Here is an 18,645-nt window from a genome sequence, read left to right on the forward strand (position 1 = left end):
CGTTTCCCATGCAGCCGCTTCGTTACCTCCAGGCCTATCCTCCACAACTCCAGGACCAGGTGCGCCAGCTCATCGAGCAGGACCGCCTCGGCGAGTATCTGGAGCGTCGCTACCCTGGTCGCCACGACGTGCAGAGCGACAAGGCGCTGTATAGCTATGCCATGGACCTCAAGCAACAGTACATGCGCACTGCGCCTGCGGTGGACAAGGTGCTCTACGACAACAAGCTGGACGTGGTGCAGCGGGCGCTTGGCCTGAATACGGCGATCTCGCGGGTACAGGGTGGCAAGCTCAAGGCGAAGAAGGAGATCCGTGTTGCCTCGTTGTTCAAGGAGGCAGCTCCCGAGTTCCTGCAGATGATCGTTGTCCACGAGTTGGCGCACCTGAAGGAGCGCGATCACAGCAAGTCCTTCTACCAGCTCTGCGAGCACATGCTGCCCGGTTATCACCAGCTGGAGTTCGACCTGCGCGTCTACCTGACCTGGCGCGACTTGCCTCAGTAGTAGAGGCGCCCGAGGTAGAACAGCCCCAGGCACCACGGCAGCAGCAAGGCGAGGCCCAGGTAACGCAGCGCTTTGCGCGGGCCGCGCTCGCCCTGGTTCAGCCAATGGGTGCCCGCCAACGTAAGCGCATAGACCGCCAGGCCTGCCAGCAGCCACTCGTATTGCTCCGTTGTGGGCGAAACCGGGCCAAGATGGGTGTGGGTCAGATGCCACGCGCAAAGGATTATGGCCGGCACGAGCAGTACCAGTGCTATCAGGACTCGACCTGCGAGACGCAGCAGGAAGGCGATGAACAACCCGACCAGGCCCGCGCTGGCAATCAGCACGGTAAACATTTGGTCCAGGTAGACGAGGTCAGGCGCCGGCTCGAGTGAGCGTGGCTGTGCGAGCAGGCGCAACAGGGGCGCGCCGAGCACAAGGACGATCAGGCAGAACAGCCAGCCAATCAGGGGGCGCGGCATTCGAATCTCCTGATGAAGTTGCTGCGGGAAGCCCCTGACGTTCCGGATGGGGTCGGTCGCCTGGGGTTGTTCACCGCCGCAAAGCCCAGATTAATCAATGCTTTGGCTAAATGCCATGATTTTGTCGGGAATGATTCCCGAAAATGAGAAGGCCCCTCCTGGGAGGGGCCTTGCTATCAGAACAGATCGATCGGCGCTTCTTCGTCCGCCGGCATACCGCTGCCAGGAGTGCTGCCAGGCGCCAGTTCGTTCATCGACGGCGGCGTGTCTTCGTTCTTGAACAATTCGAAATACGCGCCTGGTGTGCCCGGAGGCGCCGCGCGCCCCGTGACCGGGTCGATACGCAGGCTGACCAGGCCGGGCGGTTCGGGCAGCAGGTGCGACGGTTTGTCTTTCAGCGCCGCGCCCATGTAGCGCATCCAGATCGGCAGGGCGACGTTACCGCCGTACTCGGCGCGGCCAAGGCTTTCCGGCTGGTCGAAGCCCACCCACACGGTGGTCATGAAATCGGCGTTGAAGCCGGAGAACCAGGCATCCTTCGACTCGTTGGTGGTGCCGGTCTTGCCTGCCAGATCGTCGCGCTTGAGCGCCAGGGCACGACGGCCGGTGCCGCGCTTGATCACGTCCTGCAGCATGCTGGTCATGATGTACGCGGTACGGGCGTCGAGGACGCGTTCGGCTGCGGCTGGTTCGATCGTGGTCTTGGCCTGGCTCGGGTCGTCGTTGCCAAAGGCGTCGGTAGAGGCCGGTTGTGGCTGCGCCTGTACCTGCTCCCCGTCGTGGGGAATGCTGGGCGGATTGGCCTGGTACAGCACCTGGCCGTCGCGGCTTTCGATGCGCTGGACGATATAGGGCGAGACCTTGAACCCGCCATTGGCGAAGACGGTCCAGGCGCTGGCGATCTCCATCGGGGTCAGGGTCGCGGTTCCCAGGGCCATGGACAGGTTCGGCGGCAGGTCATCCTTGTTCAGGCCGAACTTGCTGATGCAGTCGCGCGCGCGGTTGACACCCAGGGCCTGGAGGATGCGGATCGAGACCATGTTGCGCGACTTGTAGAGCGCTTCGCGCATGGGAATCGGGCCGAGGAAGGTATTGGTGTCGTTCTTCGGGCGCCAGACCTTGTCCAGGTACTCGTCGTAGAACACCACCGGGGCATCGTTGATCAGCGAGGCGGCAGTAAAGCCGTTGTCCAGCGCGCAGCTGTAGATGAACGGCTTGAAGCTCGAGCCGGGCTGTCGGCGGGCCTGGGTGGCGCGGTTGTAGTTGCTCTGTTCGAAAGAGAAGCCACCGACCAACGCCATGATCGCGCCGTCCTGCGGGTTCAGCGACACCAGGGCGCTCTGCGCGACAGGCACCTGGGTCAGGCGCAGCGAGCCGTCGTCCTTGCGTTGCACGCGAATCACATCGCCGGCCTGCACCACGTCGCTGGGCTGGCTGGGCATGCGGCCCATGCTGTTGTTGCTCAGGTACGGGCGGGCCCATTTCATGCCGTCCCAGCTCAGGGCCTCTTCCTTGCCGTCGCGGGTCATGACCATGGCACCGCTTTTCTCGACCTGGACGACGATGGCCGGCTCCAGGCCGCCCAGCGGGCGCTGCTGCGCGATAGCCTGGCGCCAGGCGTCGCGGGTCTTGCCAGGCAGGCGGGTTTCGGGGCCGCGATAGCCATGGCGCTGGTCATAATCCTGCAGGCCTTCGCGCAGGGCGGTATTGGCGTCTTCCTGCAGATCACTGCGTACGGTGGTGTAGACGCGATAGCCTTCGGTGTAGGCGTCGCCGCCAAAGCGGCCGACCAGTTCGGCGCGGGCCATCTCGGCGATGTAGGGGGCGGCCAGTTCCGGAGTCTGAACGTGGTAGGAAGCGCCTACCGGTTCCTGGATAGCTGCCTGGTAGCGCTGCTGGTCGATGAAACCGAGCTTGAGCATGCGCTCGAGGATCCAGTTGCGTCGTTCCAGGCTGCGCGCGGCATTCGCCAGCGGGTTGTAGCGCGACGGCGCCTTGGGCAGGCCGGCGATCATCGCCATCTGGGCCAGGCTCAGGTCCTTGATGGACTTGCCGTAGTAAACCTGGGCTGCAGCCTCGACGCCGTAGGCGCGGTTGCCCAGGTAGATCTTGTTGACGTAGAGCTCGAGGATCTCGTCCTTGGTAAGCGAGCGCTCGATCTGCAGGGCGAGCAGTATCTCGTTGATCTTGCGGGAAAAACTGCGCTCGTTGGTGAGGAAGTAGTTCTTCGCGACCTGCATGGTGATGGTGCTGCCACCGGTCTGGATGTGACCGGTCTTCAATAATTGCGCGGCAGCACGCATCAGGCTTTTGACGTCCACGCCATAATGGTTGGCGAAATTGTCATCTTCAGCCGATAACAGTGCGTGGGTGAAATCCGGGGGGATTTCAGCAAATCGAATCGGCGTTCGGCGCATCTCGCCAAACTCTGCTATCAATTTGTTATCAGCACTGTACACGCGCAGCGGCATCTGCAATCGCACGTTGCGCAAGGCCTCCACGGAAGGGAGGTTCGGGCTGAGGTACAGATAGGCGCCGCTGAAACTGAGCAGCACTCCACAAATAATGGTGACACAAGTCCACCACAGAAACTTCAGCAGGCGCATCGGAAGGTCTTGGATTTCCAGAGAAAAGAAAGAGTTAAGCGGATGGCGCGGTAGAAAGGGAAAAGCTGATCACATTATAAGCAGTTTTTTTGCTGGCGAGCCATTTGCGAAGCTGTCAAGTCTGGTATCTAATGTGGAAAAACATAAATCGTCCGTAAGTCTCGGATGCTGATAGGAAATCAGTCGTGCTAGGGCTCTTCAATAAGAAAGCGAACACGCTGCTGGGGATAGACATCAGTTCGACTTCGGTCAAACTTCTCGAATTGAGCCGCTCTGGAGGCCGCTACAAGGTAGAGGCCTACGCTGTCGAGCCGCTCCCGCCCAATGCAGTGGTAGAAAAGAACATCGCTGAGCTGGAGGGTGTCGGCCAGGCGTTGTCACGTGTGGTCGCCAAAGCGCGGACCGCTGTGAAAACGTCTGCGGTCGCAGTTGCCGGCTCGGCGGTCATCACCAAAACCATCGAGATGGACGGCGGACTCTCGGACGACGAGTTGGAGAACCAGCTCAAGATCGAGGCCGACCAGTACATCCCCTATCCCCTCGAAGAGGTCGCGATCGACTTCGAGGTGCAAGGCACGTCCGCGCGCAACGCAGAGCGCGTCGATGTTCTTCTTGCCGCTTGCCGCAAGGAAAACGTCGAGGTGCGCGAAGCTGCGCTGGCGCTCGCGGGTCTGACGGCCAAGGTCGTCGACGTCGAAGCCTATGCGCTGGAGCGAGCATTCAGTCTGCTGGGAGACCAGTTGGGCGGCAATGCCGACGAGCTCACAGTTGCGGTGGTGGATATCGGCGCCACCATGACCACGCTGAGCGTCCTGCACCACGGTCGCACTATCTATACGCGCGAACAGCTCTTCGGTGGGCGCCAGTTGACCGAGGAAATCCAGCGTCGCTATGGCCTGTCGGTCGAGGAAGCGGGCCTTGCCAAGAAGCAGGGTGGTCTTCCGGATGACTATGACAGCGAAGTGCTGCAACCGTTCAAGGATGCCGTCGTTCAGCAGGTATCCCGTTCATTGCAGTTCTTCTTCGCCGCCGGCCAGTTCAACGACGTGGATTACATCCTGCTGGCGGGTGGCACAGCGTCCATCCCTGACCTGGATCGCCTGATCCAGCAGAAGATCGGTACTCCGACCCTGGTGGCCAACCCGTTCGCCGACATGGTGCTGAGCGGCAAGGTCAACGCCGGTGCGCTGGCCAGCGATGCGCCAGCGCTGATGATTGCCTGCGGTCTGGCGATGAGGAGTTTCGACTGATGGCACGCATCAACTTATTGCCCTGGCGAGAGCAACTGCGCGAGGAGCGCAAGCAACGCTTCCTGGTGATCCTCGGTGCTGTGCTGCTGGCTTCCGGGGCTCTGATTTTTTTGGGCGACCAGTACTTCAATTCGGCCATCGAGAACCAGAACGCGCGTAACGACTTCCTGCGCAAGGAAATCGCCGTGCTGGATGCCCGGATCAAGGAGATCAGCGAGCTGAAGACCCGTCGCCAGCAGTTGCTGGAAAGGATGAAGATCATCCAGGACCTGCAGGGCAACCGTCCGATCATCGGCCGGGTCTTTGATCAACTGGTTCGCACCTTGCCCGATGGCGTGTTCTTCACCGAGCTGAAGATGTCCGGGAAGTCGATTTCCATTGCGGGGGCGGCCGAATCCAACAATCGCGTCTCCAACCTGATGCGCAATCTGGATGCGTCGGAGTGGCTGACGTCGCCGAACCTCACCGAGGTGAAGGCCGTCACCCAGGGCGCACTGGATCAGGCAAACGTCTTCCAGCTGACCGTGCAGCAGACGCAGCCCGGCGGCGAGGGACAGAACAAGACCAGCGCCGCGCAAGGAGCCAAGAAATGAGTCTGGCCAGTTCTCTGGAGAGCTTGCGCAAGATCGATATCAACGATCTTGACCTGAACAACCTCGGCTCCTGGCCGGCAGCGGCCAAGTTCATTGCCTGCGTGCTGGTGATGGCTGTGGTGCTGGCGCTCGGGTACAACTTCCACCTGAAGGAGCTGCAGGATCAACTGGATCGCAATCGCGAGGAAGAGCAGACCCTCAAGCAGCAGTTCTCGGCCAAGGCCTTCCAGGCAGCAAACCTGGACGCCTACAAGGTGCAGATGAAGGAGATGGAAGAGTCCTTCGGTGCCTTGCTGCGCCAACTGCCGAGCGATACCGAAGTGCCGGGGCTGCTGGAAGACATCACTCGCACCGGTCTGGGTAGTGGCCTGGAGTTCGAAGAGATCAAGCTGCTGCCGGAAGTTACCCAGCAGTTCTACATCGAGCTGCCGATCCAGATCAGTGTCGTGGGTGGCTATCACGACCTGGCCACGTTCGTCAGCGGTGTGGCCAGCCTGCCGCGGATCGTGACGCTGCATGATTTCGACATCAAGCCAGCGAGCGCGGACAGTACGTCGAAGCTGCGCATGAGTATTCTGGCGAGGACCTACCGGTACAATGACAAGGGCGTGAAGGCTAGTGTCCCGGCTGCAGGAGCGAATAATAAATGAGGGGGCGCCTGATCATTTGCAGTTTCCTGCTCCTGACCCTTAACGGCTGTGGTTCGGGAAGCGACTTTGCCGACTTGCAGAGTTTCATGGACGAAGTGCGCGCTCGCCCGAAAGGTGCCATCGAGCCGCTACCGAAGTTCCAGGCTTACGAGGCCTTCACGTACAGTGCAGCCTCCTTGCGCAGCCCTTTCCAGCCGCCGGTGAAGATCGATCTGGCCGTCAAGCAGAAGGGCAACAAGGTCATCAAGCCTGACGAGACCCGGGTCAAGCAGTTCCTCGAAGGCTTCAATATCGAGACCTTCGAAATGGTCGGTACGCTGGGCAAGGGCAGTCAGGTGTTTGCGCTCGTCAAAGGTGCAGGAGGGGTGCATCGGGTGCGGGTGGGTGACTATCTTGGGCGCAACGACGGCAAGATCGTTGCGATCAGCGAAGCCAAGATCGACGTGATTGAAATCGTTCCTGATGGTGAGGGTGGCTGGCTGGAACGTCCGCGCAGCCTGACTCTCAAGGAACGCTCCTAAGGGCGGGGATGAACATGGATAACAAACAGCAGTCTGCACGACGGATTCAGACGATGAATAAAACGCTTTCCCGCCTGGGCATTTCCGTGCTCGCGGCCGTATTCGCACCGACCCTGCTGGCTGCAAACCTGCAGAGTGTCGACGTGGCGGCCCTGCCGGGCGACCGTGTGGAGCTCAAGCTCGGCTTCGACGAGCCGGTGGCTGCACCGCGTGGCTATACCATCGAGCAGCCCGCGCGTATCGCACTGGATCTGCCGGGCGTGCAGAACAAGCTGGGCAGCAAGAACCGCGAGTTGGGAGTGGGCAACGCTCGCAGCCTGACCGTGGTCGAGGCGAAGGATCGTACCCGCCTGATCGTCAACCTGAGTACCCTGGTGCCGTACACCACGCGTGCCGAAGGCTCGAGCCTGTACGTCGTGGTCGGCGGGGCTGGCGCAATTTCCAGCTCCTACGCTTCTGCGGCGCCGTCTTCCGCTCCGGTTGCGAAGCCGGCCCAGCACAAACCTTACATTCCGGCCGGCAAGGCGATCCGTAATATCGACTTCCAGCGCGGTGAGCAGGGCGAAGGCAATGTCGTAATTGATCTCTCCGATCCGACGGTAAGTCCTGATATACAGGAGCAAGGCGGCAAGATTCGGCTGGACTTCCCGCGTACTCAACTGCCCGACAACCTGCGTGTTCGGCTGGACGTGAAGGACTTCGCCACTCCGGTGCAGTTCGTCAACGCCTCCGCTGCCGCCGACAAGGCGAGCATCTCCATTGAGCCGACCGGCCTGTACGATTATCTCGTTTACCAGACCGACAATCGCATGACCGTCAGCATCAAGCCGCTGACCCAGGATGATGCGGAGAAGCGCAAGAAGGATACCTTCGCCTACACCGGCGAGAAGCTTTCGCTGAACTTCCAGGACATCGATGTCCGTTCGGTCCTCCAGCTGATCGCTGACTTCACCGACCTTAACCTGGTCGCCTCCGACACTGTTCAGGGCAGTATCACCTTGCGCCTGCAGAACGTGCCGTGGGACCAGGCGCTGGACCTGGTGTTGAAGACTAAGGGGCTGGACAAACGCAAGGTCGGTAACGTCCTGCTGGTCGCTCCGGCGGACGAAATTGCCGCTCGCGAACGTCAGGAGCTCGAAGCGCAGAAGCAGATTTCCGAACTGGCCCCGCTGCGCCGTGAGCTGATTCAGGTGAACTACGCCAAGGCGTCGGACATCGCCAAGCTGTTCCAGTCGGTGACTGGTGCCGGTGGAGCGACGGGTGCGGGTGGCGCCGATAATCGTGGTTCGATTACCGTCGACGATCGCACCAACGCCATCATCGCCTACCAGACGCAGGATCGACTGGACGAGTTGCGCCGTATCGTGGCCCAGCTGGATATTCCGGTTCGCCAGGTAATGATCGAGGCTCGTATTGTCGAAGCGTCGGTCGACTACAGCAAGAGCCTCGGGGTTCGCTGGGGTGGCGCCTTCACCTTCGGCAATTGGGCCAGCTGGGGCAAGGACGGCAACATTGGTGTAGGTGGTAGCAACGGCACCAGCTGTGGTCCGTTCGTTGGCGGGTGTACGCTGCCGACCACCAGTAACTCGCCGACTCCCTCTGTTGACTTGGGCGCGACCAACGCGACTTCCGGTATCGGTATCGGCTTCGTGTCGAACAACGCGATTCTCGACCTGCAGCTGTCCGCCATGGAAAAAGGCGGCAACGGCGAGGTGGTTTCCCAGCCGAAGGTCGTCACTTCCGACAAGGAAACCGCGAAGATCCTGAAAGGCTCGGAAATTCCGTACCAGGAAGCCAGCTCCAGTGGCGCGACCTCGGTGTCTTTCAAGGAGGCTGCACTGTCCCTCGAGGTGACTCCGCAGATCACCCCGGACAACCGCATCATCATGGAAGTGAAGGTCAACAAGGACGAGCCGGACTACGCCAACGCCTTGAACGGCGTACCGCCGATCAAGAAGAACGAGGTGAACGCGAAGGTGCTGGTCAACGATGGCGAAACCATCGTGATTGGTGGGGTGTTCTCCAACACCCAGACCAAGGCGACTGACAAAGTTCCGTTCCTGGGAGACGTACCGTTCCTGGGCCGACTGTTCCGTCGTGACTCGGTAACCGACAGCAAGAACGAGCTGCTGGTTTTCCTTACCCCGCGGATCATGAATAATCAGGCCATTGCAGTCGGCCGTTGATCAATGTCGTGTCCAATTTGATTCTGGTAGGCCCGATGGGGGCTGGTAAAAGCACCATCGGGCGTCTTCTCGCCAAAGAGCTTCACCTCGTCTTCAAAGATTCGGATAAAGAGATCGAGCAGCGCTGCGGAGCCAACATCCCCTGGATATTCGATGTCGAGGGCGAGGCGGGCTTCCGCGAGCGTGAGCAGGCGATGCTGGCCGAGTTGTGCGATGAAGGGGGCATGGTTATTGCCACCGGGGGCGGCGCGGTGATGCGCGATGCCAATCGTCTCATCCTCAAGGCCGGCGGCAAGGTGATCTACTTGCACGCCTCGGTCGAGCAGCAGATTTCCCGCACGGCGCGCGACAAGAATCGCCCGCTGCTGCAGAAGCCCAATCCGGACCAGATCCTTCGTGATCTCATGCAGATGCGCGACCCGCTTTATCGCGAAATCGCCGATGTGATCATCGAAACCGACGAGCGGCCTCCACGCCTGGTCGTCCTGGAGATTCTGGAGCGGTTGCGTGAGCTTGAGCGCCATTAACGGCGCTGCAATCTGCGGTATCCTAGTCCCCTTTCTTGCCTGGGGGTTTCATGCGCACACTCAACGTCGATCTGGCCGATCGCAGCTACCCGATCTACATCGGTGAAGGGCTGCTGGACGATCCGCGCTACTTCGAGCCGCACATTCGCGGCCGCCAGGTAGCCATCGTCACCAACGAAACCATCGCGCCGCTGTATCTGGATCGACTGCAGAAGACCCTGGCCGGCTACAAGGTCACCACGGTCGTGCTCCCCGACGGCGAGGCCTACAAGCGGTGGGAAACCCTGCAACTGATCTTCGATGGCCTGCTGACCGCGCGCCATGATCGCAAGACCACCCTCATCGCCCTGGGCGGTGGCGTCATCGGCGATATGACCGGTTTCGCGGCGGCCTGCTACCAGCGCGGTGTCGACTTCATCCAGGTGCCGACCACCCTGCTGTCCCAGGTGGACTCCTCGGTCGGCGGCAAGACCGGCATCAACCACCCGCTGGGCAAGAACATGGTCGGGGCCTTCTACCAGCCCCAGGCCGTGGTCATCGATACCGCGACCCTGAAGACCCTGCCGCCGCGCGAGCTGTCGGCGGGCCTGGCGGAAGTGGTCAAGTACGGCTTCATCTGCGACGAGCCCTTCCTCACCTGGCTGGAAGCGCACATGGATGACCTCCTGGCGTTGGAGCCCACTGCGCTGACCGAGGCCATCGAGCGCTCCTGCGCAGCCAAAGCGCGAGTGGTCGGCGCCGACGAGAAGGAAACCGGCGTCCGCGCCACGCTCAACCTGGGCCACACTTTCGGCCACGCCATCGAGACCCACATGGGCTATGGCGTCTGGTTGCACGGCGAGGCCGTGGGTGCGGGAACCGTGATGGCACTTGAGATGTCGCATCGGCTGGGATGGCTGACAAAGGCCGAACTCGATCGCGGTATCCGCCTGCTTGCCGCGGCGAAGCTGCCGGTGGTCCCGCCTCAGGAAATGAACGCCGAGCATTTTCTCGAGCACATGGCTGTCGACAAGAAAGTGCTCGATGGCCGTTTGCGTCTGGTATTGCTCCAAGGGCTGGGGGGCGCGGTCGTGACCGCCGAATTCCCCCGTGAGATTCTGGAAGAAACACTGCGCGCTGACTACCAGACACTGGTCGGTCAGGCAGGAGAACACTGAGGTCCCATGTCCAGCTTGCATGCCGATGAGGCCTTCCTGGCCCACTACCAGTTCAGCCACGATCCGTTCGCACCGCGGGTTCCAGGCTTCAAGTTCTTCCCGGCGCAGCGCAAGCCCGTACTGGGCCAGCTGCACCACCTGGCGCGCTACAGTCACCTGCTGCTGGCCGTCACCGGCCCGCTGGGCAGCGGCAAGACGCTGCTGCGCCAGGCCCTGGTGGCCAGTACCAACAAGGACGCCGTCTCCAGCGTGGTGATTTCCGGTCGCTCGGTGACCGACGAAGCCACACTGCTGCGCCAGCTCGCGCAAGGCCTGGGTATCACCCAGACCAGCATCGAGGCGATCCTGGCCAAGGTTGCTCAGCTGGCGATCACCGGGCAGGACGTTTATCTGCTGGTGGACGACGCCGAGCAATTGCGCGACGACGCCCTCGAAGTCCTGTTGCTGCTGGCTGCCGGCAACTCCGAAGCGCGCCTGCACGTCTTCCTGTTCGGCGAGCCCGAGTTGCTGTCGCGCCTGGAAGTGCTGTCCGAAGGCGAGGAGCGCTTCCACGCCATCGAACTGCAGCCCTACAGCGAGGAAGAAACCCGCGAATACCTCGCGCAGCGCCTGGAAGGCGCTGGGCAGGGCATCGAGCTGATCTCCGCGGATCTGCTGGCCGACATTCACGAACAATCCGGTGGTTGGCCGGGCACTATCAACCAGACCGCCCGCGACGCGATGATCGAGGCGATGCTGGCGGATCGCAGCGGCGAGCGCAAAGCGGCCGGTGCCGGCTTCAAGCTGCCGAAGAAACATCTGGCCATCCTGGGCGTGGTCGCGATTGGCGTCATCGCTGCCTGGTTCATGCAGGGCAAGACCACCAAGCCGGAGACAGCGAGCAACACCGCTGCGCAGACTTCGTCGCAACTGCCGCTGAATGGCGCCGCACCGCAGCCGAACGCTCAGCCGCAGCCCGATGCTCAGGGCAATGGCCCGTCGGTGGAGTTCGCAGGCTCCAACCAGCCGCTGCCGCTGCCGCTGGTAGGCGAAAGCCAGCCGGTGATCCGCGAGCCGATGGCCCAGGCCGGCGGCCAGGAAGATGCCGACGAAGGCGCCATGCCGTCCGCAGCCATTCCGCCGACCGTGACCACCAGCGCGCCGCCGGTGACGCCGCTGGCCAATAACGGCCCGAAACCGCTGAACCCGGTTCCGCCGGCCCCCGCCCAGCAGCAGGCCGCTATCCAGCCCGCGCCGACTCCGGCAGCTACGCCGCGCCCGGAGCCGGTCAAGCCGGCCGCTACCGCACCGGCCAAGCCTGTCCAGACTGCCAAGCCGGCAGCGCCCAAACCTGCCACCACCGTTGCCAGTGCCAAGCCGGCGACCGCCGCCAGCAAACCCGTCGCAGCTGCCGGCAGCGCTGGCGGCAGTAGCTGGTATCAGTCCCAGGCCGGGTCGCGCTACTCCGTGCAGGTGCTGGGCACCGGCTCCGAAGCCAGCGCCAAAGCCTTCATCAGCCAGCAGGGCGGTGGCGACTACCGCTACTTCCGCAAGAACCTGCAGGGCAAGCCGTTCTATGTGGTGACCTATGGCAACTTCGCTGACCGCAATGCCGCCCAGGCCGCGATCAAGAAGCTGCCGGCGAAGATCCAGGCCTCCAAGCCCTGGGCTCGCCCCTTCTCCAGCATCCAGCAGGACATCGCCGGGGCGCGCTGAAAGGTCGCACTGTTGCAATACTGAAAAAGCCGAGCCCCATATCCTGGGGCTCGGCTTTTTTATTGGCTTGTTTCTTTTGTCGCGTTCTTATAAAAATGCGACATCGGGTGTCAGCAGTGCGTCAAAAAAATTCAGTGACGTCGCTTTCCCCGTGTGTACAATGACCTCCCTTTGCCTATCGGAAACCGCCGCTTGAGCGGGTAGACAGGCGAAGTGCTTGAAGAGGGTCTGCTGACGTTTCGTCATGGCCAGGGCCGGAACCGCCGCTACGTTGGGTAAGACGTGGCACCTCGCGCGGAACGGTCATTCCAGGTGAACCAGGGGCGTAAGCGGCGCTGCACGATAGATGCGGCCCGAGCCTTCAGGGTGCGCGGGAAACGAGCCTGCACGGCGAAACAGGGCGATGGCGAAACGTCAGCAGACCCTGGAATTTATAAAAGTTTTGCCGGTGAGAGTTCCCTATGAAAGCAGGTCTGTACCATCCTGAGACGTTCAAGGATAACTGCGGATTCGGTCTGATCGCCCATATGACGGGCGAGGCAAGCCACGAACTTCTGCAAACCGCCATCGAAGCACTGACCTGCATGACCCACCGAGGTGGGATCAACGCGGACGGGAAAACCGGGGACGGCTGTGGGCTGCTGATCCAGAAGCCCGACCAGTTCCTGCGCGCCGTGGCCAAGGAGTCCTTCGCGACCGAGCTGCCTGGCCAGTACGCCGTGGGCATGGTCTTCTTCAACCAGGATCCGGTGAAAGCCGAAGCTGCTCGCGCGAACATGAATCGCGAGATCGAGCGCGCCGGCCTGAAGCTGGTCGGCTGGCGCAAGGTGCCGATCGACACCAGCGTCCTGGGTCGCCTGGCGCTGGAGCGCCTGCCGCAGATCGAGCAGGTGTTCATCGGCGGTGAAGGCCTGTCCGACCAGGAATTCGCGGTCAAGCTGTTCAGCTCCCGTCGCCGCTCCTCCGTGGCTAACGCCGAGGACGCCGACCACTACATCTGCAGCTTCTCGCACAAGACCATCATCTATAAGGGCCTGATGATGCCGGCGGACCTCGCCGCCTTCTATCCGGACCTTTCCGACGAGCGCCTGAAGACCGCCATCTGCGTCTTCCACCAGCGCTTCTCGACCAACACCCTGCCGAAATGGCCGCTGGCCCAGCCGTTCCGCCTGCTGGCGCACAACGGCGAGATCAACACCATCACCGGCAACCGCAACTGGGCCCAGGCCCGTCGCGCCAAGTTCGCCAACGAGTGGATGCCTGATCTCGACGAACTCGGCCCGCTGGTCAATCGCGTGGGTTCCGACTCCTCCAGCATGGACAACATGCTCGAGCTGATGGTCACCGGCGGCATGGACATGTTCCGTGGCCTGCGCATGATCATTCCGCCGGCCTGGCAGAACGTCGAGACCATGGACGCCGACCTGCGCGCGTTCTACGAATTCAACTCGCTGCACATGGAGCCGTGGGACGGCCCTGCCGGCGTCGTGCTGACCGACGGCCGCTATGCCGTCTGCCTGCTCGACCGCAACGGCCTGCGCCCGTCGCGCTGGGTTACCACCAAGAACGGCTACATCACCCTCGCCTCGGAAATCGGCGTGTGGGACTACAAGCCCGAGGATGTCATCGCCAAGGGCCGCGTCGGCCCGGGCCAGATCCTCGCGGTGGATACCGAGACCGGCCAGCTGCTGCAGACCGACGACATCGACAACCGTCTGAAGTCGCGCCACCCGTACAAGCAGTGGCTGCGCCAGAGCGCTCTGCGCATCCAGGCCACCCTGGACGACGACCAGGGCGTGGCCAGCTACGACGGCGACCAGCTCAAGCAGTACATGAAGATGTTCCAGGTCACCTTCGAGGAGCGTGACCAGGTGCTGCGCCCGCTCGCCGAGCAGGGCCAGGAAGCGGTCGGCTCGATGGGCGACGACACGCCGATGGCGGTGCTGTCCAAGCGTATCCGCTCGCCCTACGACTACTTCCGCCAGGTCTTCGCGCAGGTCACCAACCCGCCGATCGACCCGCTGCGCGAAGCGATCGTGATGTCCCTGGAAACCTGCCTGGGCATCGAGCAGAACATCTTCGAAGAGTCCCCGCACCACGCCAACCAGGCGATCCTGACCACCCCGGTGATCTCCCCGGCCAAGTGGCGGACCCTGATGAACCTGGAGCGTCCGGGCTTCGACCTGCACCACATCGACCTGAACTACGACGAGTCCGTCGGCCTCGAAGCGGCCGTGCGCAACATCGCCGACCAGGCCGAGGAAGCCGTACGTGCCGGCAAGGTGCTGCTGGTCCTGTCCGACCGTCACATCGCCCCCGGCAAGCTACCGGTGCACGCGGCACTGGCCGTCGGAGCCGTGCACCATCGCCTGGTGCAGACCGGCCTGCGTTGCGACTCCAACATCCTGGTGGAAACCGCCACCGCCCGTGACCCGCACCACTTCGCGGTGCTGGTGGGCTTCGGCGCGTCCGCGGTCTACCCGTTCCTCGCCTACGAGGTGCTGGCCGACCTGATCCGTACCGGCGAAGTGCTGGGCGACCTCTACGAGGTGTTCAAGTACTACCGCAAGGGCATCTCCAAGGGGATGTTGAAGATCCTGTCGAAGATGGGTATCTCCACCATCGCCTCCTACCGTGGCGCCCAGCTGTTCGAAGCCATCGGCCTGTCCGACGAAGTCACCGGCCTGTGCTTCCCGGGTACCCCGAGCCGCATCCAGGGCGCGCGCTTCCTCGACATCGAGAACGAGCAGAAGCTGCTCGCCAACGAAGCCTGGAACAACCGCAAGGCGATCCAGCAGGGCGGCCTGCTGAAGTTCGTCTACGGCGGCGAGTACCACGCCTACAACCCGGACGTGGTGAACACCCTGCAGGCCGCCGTGCAGCAGGGCGACTACGCCAAGTTCAAGGAATACACCGGGCTGGTGGACAGCCGTCCGGTCTCCATGCTGCGCGACCTGCTCAAGGTGAAGACCGTCGAGCAGCCGCTGAGCCTGGATGAGATCGAGCCGCTGGAGTCCATCTTCAAGCGCTTCGACGCTGCCGGTATCTCCCTCGGCGCGCTGTCGCCGGAGGCCCACGAAGCACTGGCCGAGGCGATGAACCGCCTGGGCGGTCGCTCCAACTCCGGTGAGGGCGGTGAAGACCCGGCGCGCTACGGCACGCTGAAAAGCTCGAAGATCAAGCAGGTGGCCACCGGCCGCTTTGGCGTGACCCCGGAATACCTGGTCAACGCCGAAGTCCTGCAGATCAAGGTGGCCCAAGGCGCCAAGCCCGGTGAGGGTGGCCAGCTGCCCGGCGGCAAGGTCAACGGCCTGATCGCCCGCCTGCGCTACGCGGTCCCCGGCGTGACCCTGATCTCGCCGCCGCCGCACCATGACATCTACTCCATCGAAGACCTTGCCCAGCTGATCTTCGACCTCAAGCAGGTCAACCCGCAGGCGCTGGTGTCGGTGAAGCTGGTTTCCGAACCGGGCGTAGGTACCATCGCCGCTGGCGTGGCCAAGGCCTATGCCGACCTGATCACCATCTCCGGCTACGACGGCGGTACCGGTGCTTCGCCGATCACCTCCATCAAGTACGCTGGTAGCCCGTGGGAGCTGGGCCTCGCCGAGGCGCACCAGACCCTGCGCGGCAACGATCTGCGCGGCAAGGTCCGCGTGCAGACCGACGGCGGCCTGAAGACCGGCCTGGACGTCATCAAGGCGGCCATTCTCGGTGCCGAGAGCTTCGGCTTCGGTACCGCGCCGATGATCGCCCTGGGCTGCAAGTACCTGCGCATCTGCCACCTGAACAATTGCGCCACCGGCGTCGCCACCCAGAACGACAAGCTGCGCAAGGACCACTTCATCGGCACCGTGGACATGGTGGTGAACTTCTTCACCTTCATTGCCAGCGAGACCCGTGAGTGGCTGGCCAAGCTCGGCGTGCGCAGCCTGGAAGAACTGATCGGCCGCACCGACCTGCTGGAAATCCTGCCGGGCGAGACGCCCAAGCAGGGCAACCTCGACCTCACGCCGCTGCTGGGCAGCGACCTGATCCCGGCCGAGAAGCCGCAGTTCTGCGAAGTCGAGAAGAACCCGCCGTTCGACCAGGGCCTGCTGGCCGAGAAGATGGTCGACCTGGCCCGTGCCGCCATCGAAGGCGCCAAGGGCGGCGAGTACGAACTGGATATCTGCAACTGCGACCGTTCCATCGGCGCGCGGATTTCCGGCGAGATCGCCAAGGTCCACGGCAACCAGGGCATGGCCAAGGCGCCGATCACCTTCCGCTTCAAGGGCACTGCTGGCCAGAGCTTCGGCGTGTGGAACGCCGGCGGCCTGCACCTGTACCTGGAAGGCGACGCCAACGACTACGTGGGCAAGGGCATGACCGGCGGCAAGCTGGTCGTCACCCCGCCCAAGGGTAGCCCGTTCAAGTCGCAGGAGTCGGCCATCGTCGGCAACACCTGCCTGTACGGCGCCACTGGCGGCAAGCTGTTCGCCGCCGGTACCGCGGGCGAGCGCTTCGGCGTGCGCAACTCCGGCGCCCATGCCGTCGTGGAAGGCACCGGTGACCATTGCTGCGAATACATGACCGGCGGTTTCATCTGCGTTCTGGGCAAGACCGGCTACAACTTCGGCTCCGGCATGACCGGCGGCTTCGCCTATGTCCTCGACCTGGACAACACCTTCGTTGACCGCGTGAACCATGAGCTGGTGGAAATCCAGCGGATCAGCGGCGAAGCGATGGAAGCCCAGCGCAGCCACCTGCGCAAGGTGCTGGTCGAGTACGTGGCGGAAACGGCGAGCGAGTGGGGCGCACATCTGCTGGAGAACCTCGACGACTACCTGCGTCGGTTCTGGCTGGTGAAACCTAAGGCTGCCAGCCTCGGTTCCCTGCTCTCCAGCACTCGTGCCAACCCGCAATAAGCGCCTGAAGTTTGATGAGGTCTGAAAATGTCTGAACGTCTTAACAATGACTTCCAGTTCATCGAAGTCGGGCGCAAGGATCCGAAGAAGAAGCTTCTTCGCCAGCGCAAGCGCGAGTTCGTGGAAATCTACGACCTGTTCAAGCCGCAACAGGCGGCTGACCAGGCCCACCGTTGCCTGGGCTGCGGCAACCCGTACTGCGAGTGGAAGTGCCCGGTGCACAACTTCATCCCCAACTGGTTGAAGCTGGTCTCCGAAGGCAACATCCTCGCCGCCGCCGAACTGTCCCACCAGACCAACACCCTGCCGGAAGTCTGCGGCCGGGTGTGCCCGCAGGATCGCCTGTGCGAAGGCGCCTGCACCCTGAACGACGGCTTCGGCGCGGTCACCATCGGCTCGGTGGAGAAGTACATCACCGACACCGCCTTCGCCATGGGCTGGCGCCCGGACATGTCCAAGGTCAAGCCCACCGGCAAGCGCGTCGCCGTGATCGGCGCGGGCCCGGCGGGCCTGGGCTGTGCCGACGTACTGGTGCGCAACGGCGTGGCCCCGGTGGTGTTCGACAAGAACCCGGAAATCGGCGGCCTGCTGACCTTTGGCATCCCCGAGTTCAAGCTGGAGAAGCAGGTGCTGTCGCGCCGGCGCGAAGTCTTCACCGGCATGGGCATCGAGTTCCGCCTGAACACCGAGATCGGCAAGGACGTGACCATGGAGCAACTGCTCGATGAGTACGATGCCGTATTCATGGGCATGGGCACCTACACCTACATGAAAGGCGGCTTCCCCGGCGAGGACCTGCCCGGCGTGCACGACGCGCTGGACTTCCTGATCGCCAACGTGAACCGCAACCTGGGCTTCGAGAAGTCGCCGGAAGACTTCGTCGACATGAAGGGCAAGCGCGTCGTCGTGCTGGGCGGTGGCGACACCGCGATGGACTGCAACCGCACCTCGATCCGCCAGGGCGCGAAAGGCGTGACCTGCGCCTACCGCCGTGACGAAGAGAACATGCCCGGCTCGCGCAAAGAGGTGAAGAACGCCAAGGAAGAAGGCGTGAAGTTCCTCTTCAACCGCCAGCCCATCGCCATCGTCGGCGAGGACAAGGTGGAAGGCGTGAAGGTGGTCGAGACCCGTCTCGGCGAGCCCGATGCGCGTGGTCGTCGCAGCCCCGAGCCGATCCCGGGCTCCGAGGAGATCATCCCGGCCGAAGCCGTGCTGATCGCCTTCGGCTTCCGCCCGAGCCCGGCGCCGTGGTTCGACCAGCACCAGGTGGAAATCGACAGCCAGGGCCGCGTCATCGCCCCGGCCGCTGCGCAGTTCAAGCACCAGACCAGCAACCCGAAGATCTTCGCCGGCGGCGACATGGTCCGCGGTTCCGACCTGGTAGTGACGGCGATCTTCGAAGGCAGGACGGCCGCCGAAGGCATCCTGGACTACCTCGGCGTTTAAGCTGCTGCGCTAGCTCAGGCGGCGTTGGAAACAGGCTCGGAATGCTCATTTGCTGCAGCAAACTCCGCTTCCTCGCCTGTTTCCGCCTTGCCTGAGCTTCGCTCGCGACGCTTAAATCACAGAGGGTCGCAGCGACAAACTGT

13 protein-coding genes are annotated in these 18,645 nt (G+C 62.9%); 11 read left to right on the forward strand and 2 right to left on the reverse strand.

The genetic code is table 11. From position 1 onward, the window contains the following. Positions 1-8 precede the first annotated feature (8 nt). Positions 9-503, forward strand: coding sequence for a YgjP-like metallopeptidase domain-containing protein (locus A6723_RS01300; RefSeq protein ID WP_054911084.1), 495 nt, complete (start codon positions 9-11; stop codon positions 501-503). Here the strand turns inward: A6723_RS01300 and A6723_RS01305 are convergent. Next, positions 497-964 (reverse strand): hypothetical protein, encoded by a 468-nt coding sequence (locus A6723_RS01305; RefSeq protein ID WP_054911085.1) that lies wholly within the window; start codon positions 962-964, stop codon positions 497-499. The genes A6723_RS01300 and A6723_RS01305 overlap by 7 nt on opposite strands. 176 nt (positions 965-1,140) lie before the next feature. Then, positions 1,141-3,570, reverse strand: a complete 2,430-nt coding sequence (locus A6723_RS01310) for a penicillin-binding protein 1A (RefSeq protein ID WP_054911086.1) — start codon at positions 3,568-3,570, stop codon at positions 1,141-1,143. Positions 3,571-3,755: 185 nt separating this feature from the next. Here A6723_RS01310 and A6723_RS01315 point away from each other — a divergent pair, with 185 nt between their 5' ends. The 10 genes from A6723_RS01315 to A6723_RS01360 all read left to right on the forward strand — a co-directional run bounded on the left by A6723_RS01315 (position 3,756) and on the right by A6723_RS01360 (position 18,502). Then, positions 3,756-4,820 carry a pilus assembly protein PilM gene (locus tag A6723_RS01315; protein ID WP_024764148.1) on the forward strand — a complete coding sequence of 355 codons (1,065 nt, stop codon included), beginning with the start codon at positions 3,756-3,758 and terminating at the stop codon, positions 4,818-4,820. Then, positions 4,820-5,413, forward strand: coding sequence for a type 4a pilus biogenesis protein PilN (gene pilN, locus A6723_RS01320; protein WP_054911087.1), 594 nt, complete (start codon positions 4,820-4,822; stop codon positions 5,411-5,413). The genes A6723_RS01315 and pilN overlap by 1 nt, the downstream gene beginning before the upstream one ends. Then, the gene (gene pilO / locus A6723_RS01325; protein WP_054911088.1) at positions 5,410-6,063 is read left to right on the forward strand and encodes a type 4a pilus biogenesis protein PilO; all 654 of its coding nucleotides are present in this window, start codon (positions 5,410-5,412) and stop codon (positions 6,061-6,063) included. Before pilN ends, pilO begins: the two co-directional genes overlap by 4 nt. Next, positions 6,060-6,584 carry a type 4a pilus biogenesis lipoprotein PilP gene (pilP, locus tag A6723_RS01330; protein ID WP_054911089.1) on the forward strand — a complete coding sequence of 175 codons (525 nt, stop codon included), beginning with the start codon at positions 6,060-6,062 and terminating at the stop codon, positions 6,582-6,584. The genes pilO and pilP overlap by 4 nt, the downstream gene beginning before the upstream one ends. A gap of 53 nt (positions 6,585-6,637) precedes the next feature. Continuing rightward, entirely contained in the window at positions 6,638-8,770 is a 2,133-nt protein-coding gene (gene pilQ, locus A6723_RS01335; protein ID WP_054911090.1) for a type IV pilus secretin PilQ, read from the forward strand. A gap of 8 nt (positions 8,771-8,778) precedes the next feature. Beyond that, positions 8,779-9,297 carry a shikimate kinase AroK gene (gene aroK / locus A6723_RS01340; RefSeq protein WP_024764144.1) on the forward strand — a complete coding sequence of 173 codons (519 nt, stop codon included), beginning with the start codon at positions 8,779-8,781 and terminating at the stop codon, positions 9,295-9,297. 50 nt (positions 9,298-9,347) lie between these two features. Beyond that, positions 9,348-10,454 carry a 3-dehydroquinate synthase gene (aroB, locus tag A6723_RS01345; protein ID WP_054911091.1) on the forward strand — a complete coding sequence of 369 codons (1,107 nt, stop codon included), beginning with the start codon at positions 9,348-9,350 and terminating at the stop codon, positions 10,452-10,454. 6 nt (positions 10,455-10,460) lie between these two features. Continuing rightward, the gene (locus tag A6723_RS01350; RefSeq protein WP_054911092.1) at positions 10,461-12,149 is read left to right on the forward strand and encodes an AAA family ATPase; all 1,689 of its coding nucleotides are present in this window, start codon (positions 10,461-10,463) and stop codon (positions 12,147-12,149) included. Positions 12,150-12,610: 461 nt separating this feature from the next. Further along, positions 12,611-17,056 carry a glutamate synthase large subunit gene (gene gltB / locus A6723_RS01355; RefSeq protein ID WP_064979539.1) on the forward strand — a complete coding sequence of 1,482 codons (4,446 nt, stop codon included), beginning with the start codon at positions 12,611-12,613 and terminating at the stop codon, positions 17,054-17,056. A 27-nt stretch (positions 17,057-17,083) separates the two neighbouring features. Further along, positions 17,084-18,502: an FAD-dependent oxidoreductase gene (locus A6723_RS01360; protein WP_054910032.1), complete on the forward strand. Its 1,419-nt coding sequence runs from the start codon at positions 17,084-17,086 to the stop codon at positions 18,500-18,502. Positions 18,503-18,645 lie beyond the last annotated feature (143 nt).

It is taken from the genome of Pseudomonas sp. AU11447, assembly GCF_001672555.2.
Classification (GTDB): Bacteria; Pseudomonadota; Gammaproteobacteria; order Pseudomonadales; family Pseudomonadaceae; genus Pseudomonas; species Pseudomonas nitroreducens.

Coding starts and splice junctions, on each gene's coding strand:
- A6723_RS01300 (WP_054911084.1), top strand. CDS start 9: ATGCAGCCGCTTCGTTACCTCCAGGCCTATCCTCCACAACTCCAGGAC.
- A6723_RS01305 (WP_054911085.1), bottom strand. CDS start 964: ATGCCGCGCCCCCTGATTGGCTGGCTGTTCTGCCTGATCGTCCTTGTG.
- A6723_RS01310 (WP_054911086.1), bottom strand. CDS start 3,570: ATGCGCCTGCTGAAGTTTCTGTGGTGGACTTGTGTCACCATTATTTGT.
- pilN (WP_054911087.1), top strand. CDS start 4,820: ATGGCACGCATCAACTTATTGCCCTGGCGAGAGCAACTGCGCGAGGAG.
- pilO (WP_054911088.1), top strand. CDS start 5,410: ATGAGTCTGGCCAGTTCTCTGGAGAGCTTGCGCAAGATCGATATCAAC.
- pilP (WP_054911089.1), top strand. CDS start 6,060: ATGAGGGGGCGCCTGATCATTTGCAGTTTCCTGCTCCTGACCCTTAAC.
- pilQ (WP_054911090.1), top strand. CDS start 6,638: ATGAATAAAACGCTTTCCCGCCTGGGCATTTCCGTGCTCGCGGCCGTA.
- aroB (WP_054911091.1), top strand. CDS start 9,348: ATGCGCACACTCAACGTCGATCTGGCCGATCGCAGCTACCCGATCTAC.
- A6723_RS01350 (WP_054911092.1), top strand. CDS start 10,461: ATGTCCAGCTTGCATGCCGATGAGGCCTTCCTGGCCCACTACCAGTTC.
- gltB (WP_064979539.1), top strand. CDS start 12,611: ATGAAAGCAGGTCTGTACCATCCTGAGACGTTCAAGGATAACTGCGGA.
- A6723_RS01360 (WP_054910032.1), top strand. CDS start 17,084: ATGTCTGAACGTCTTAACAATGACTTCCAGTTCATCGAAGTCGGGCGC.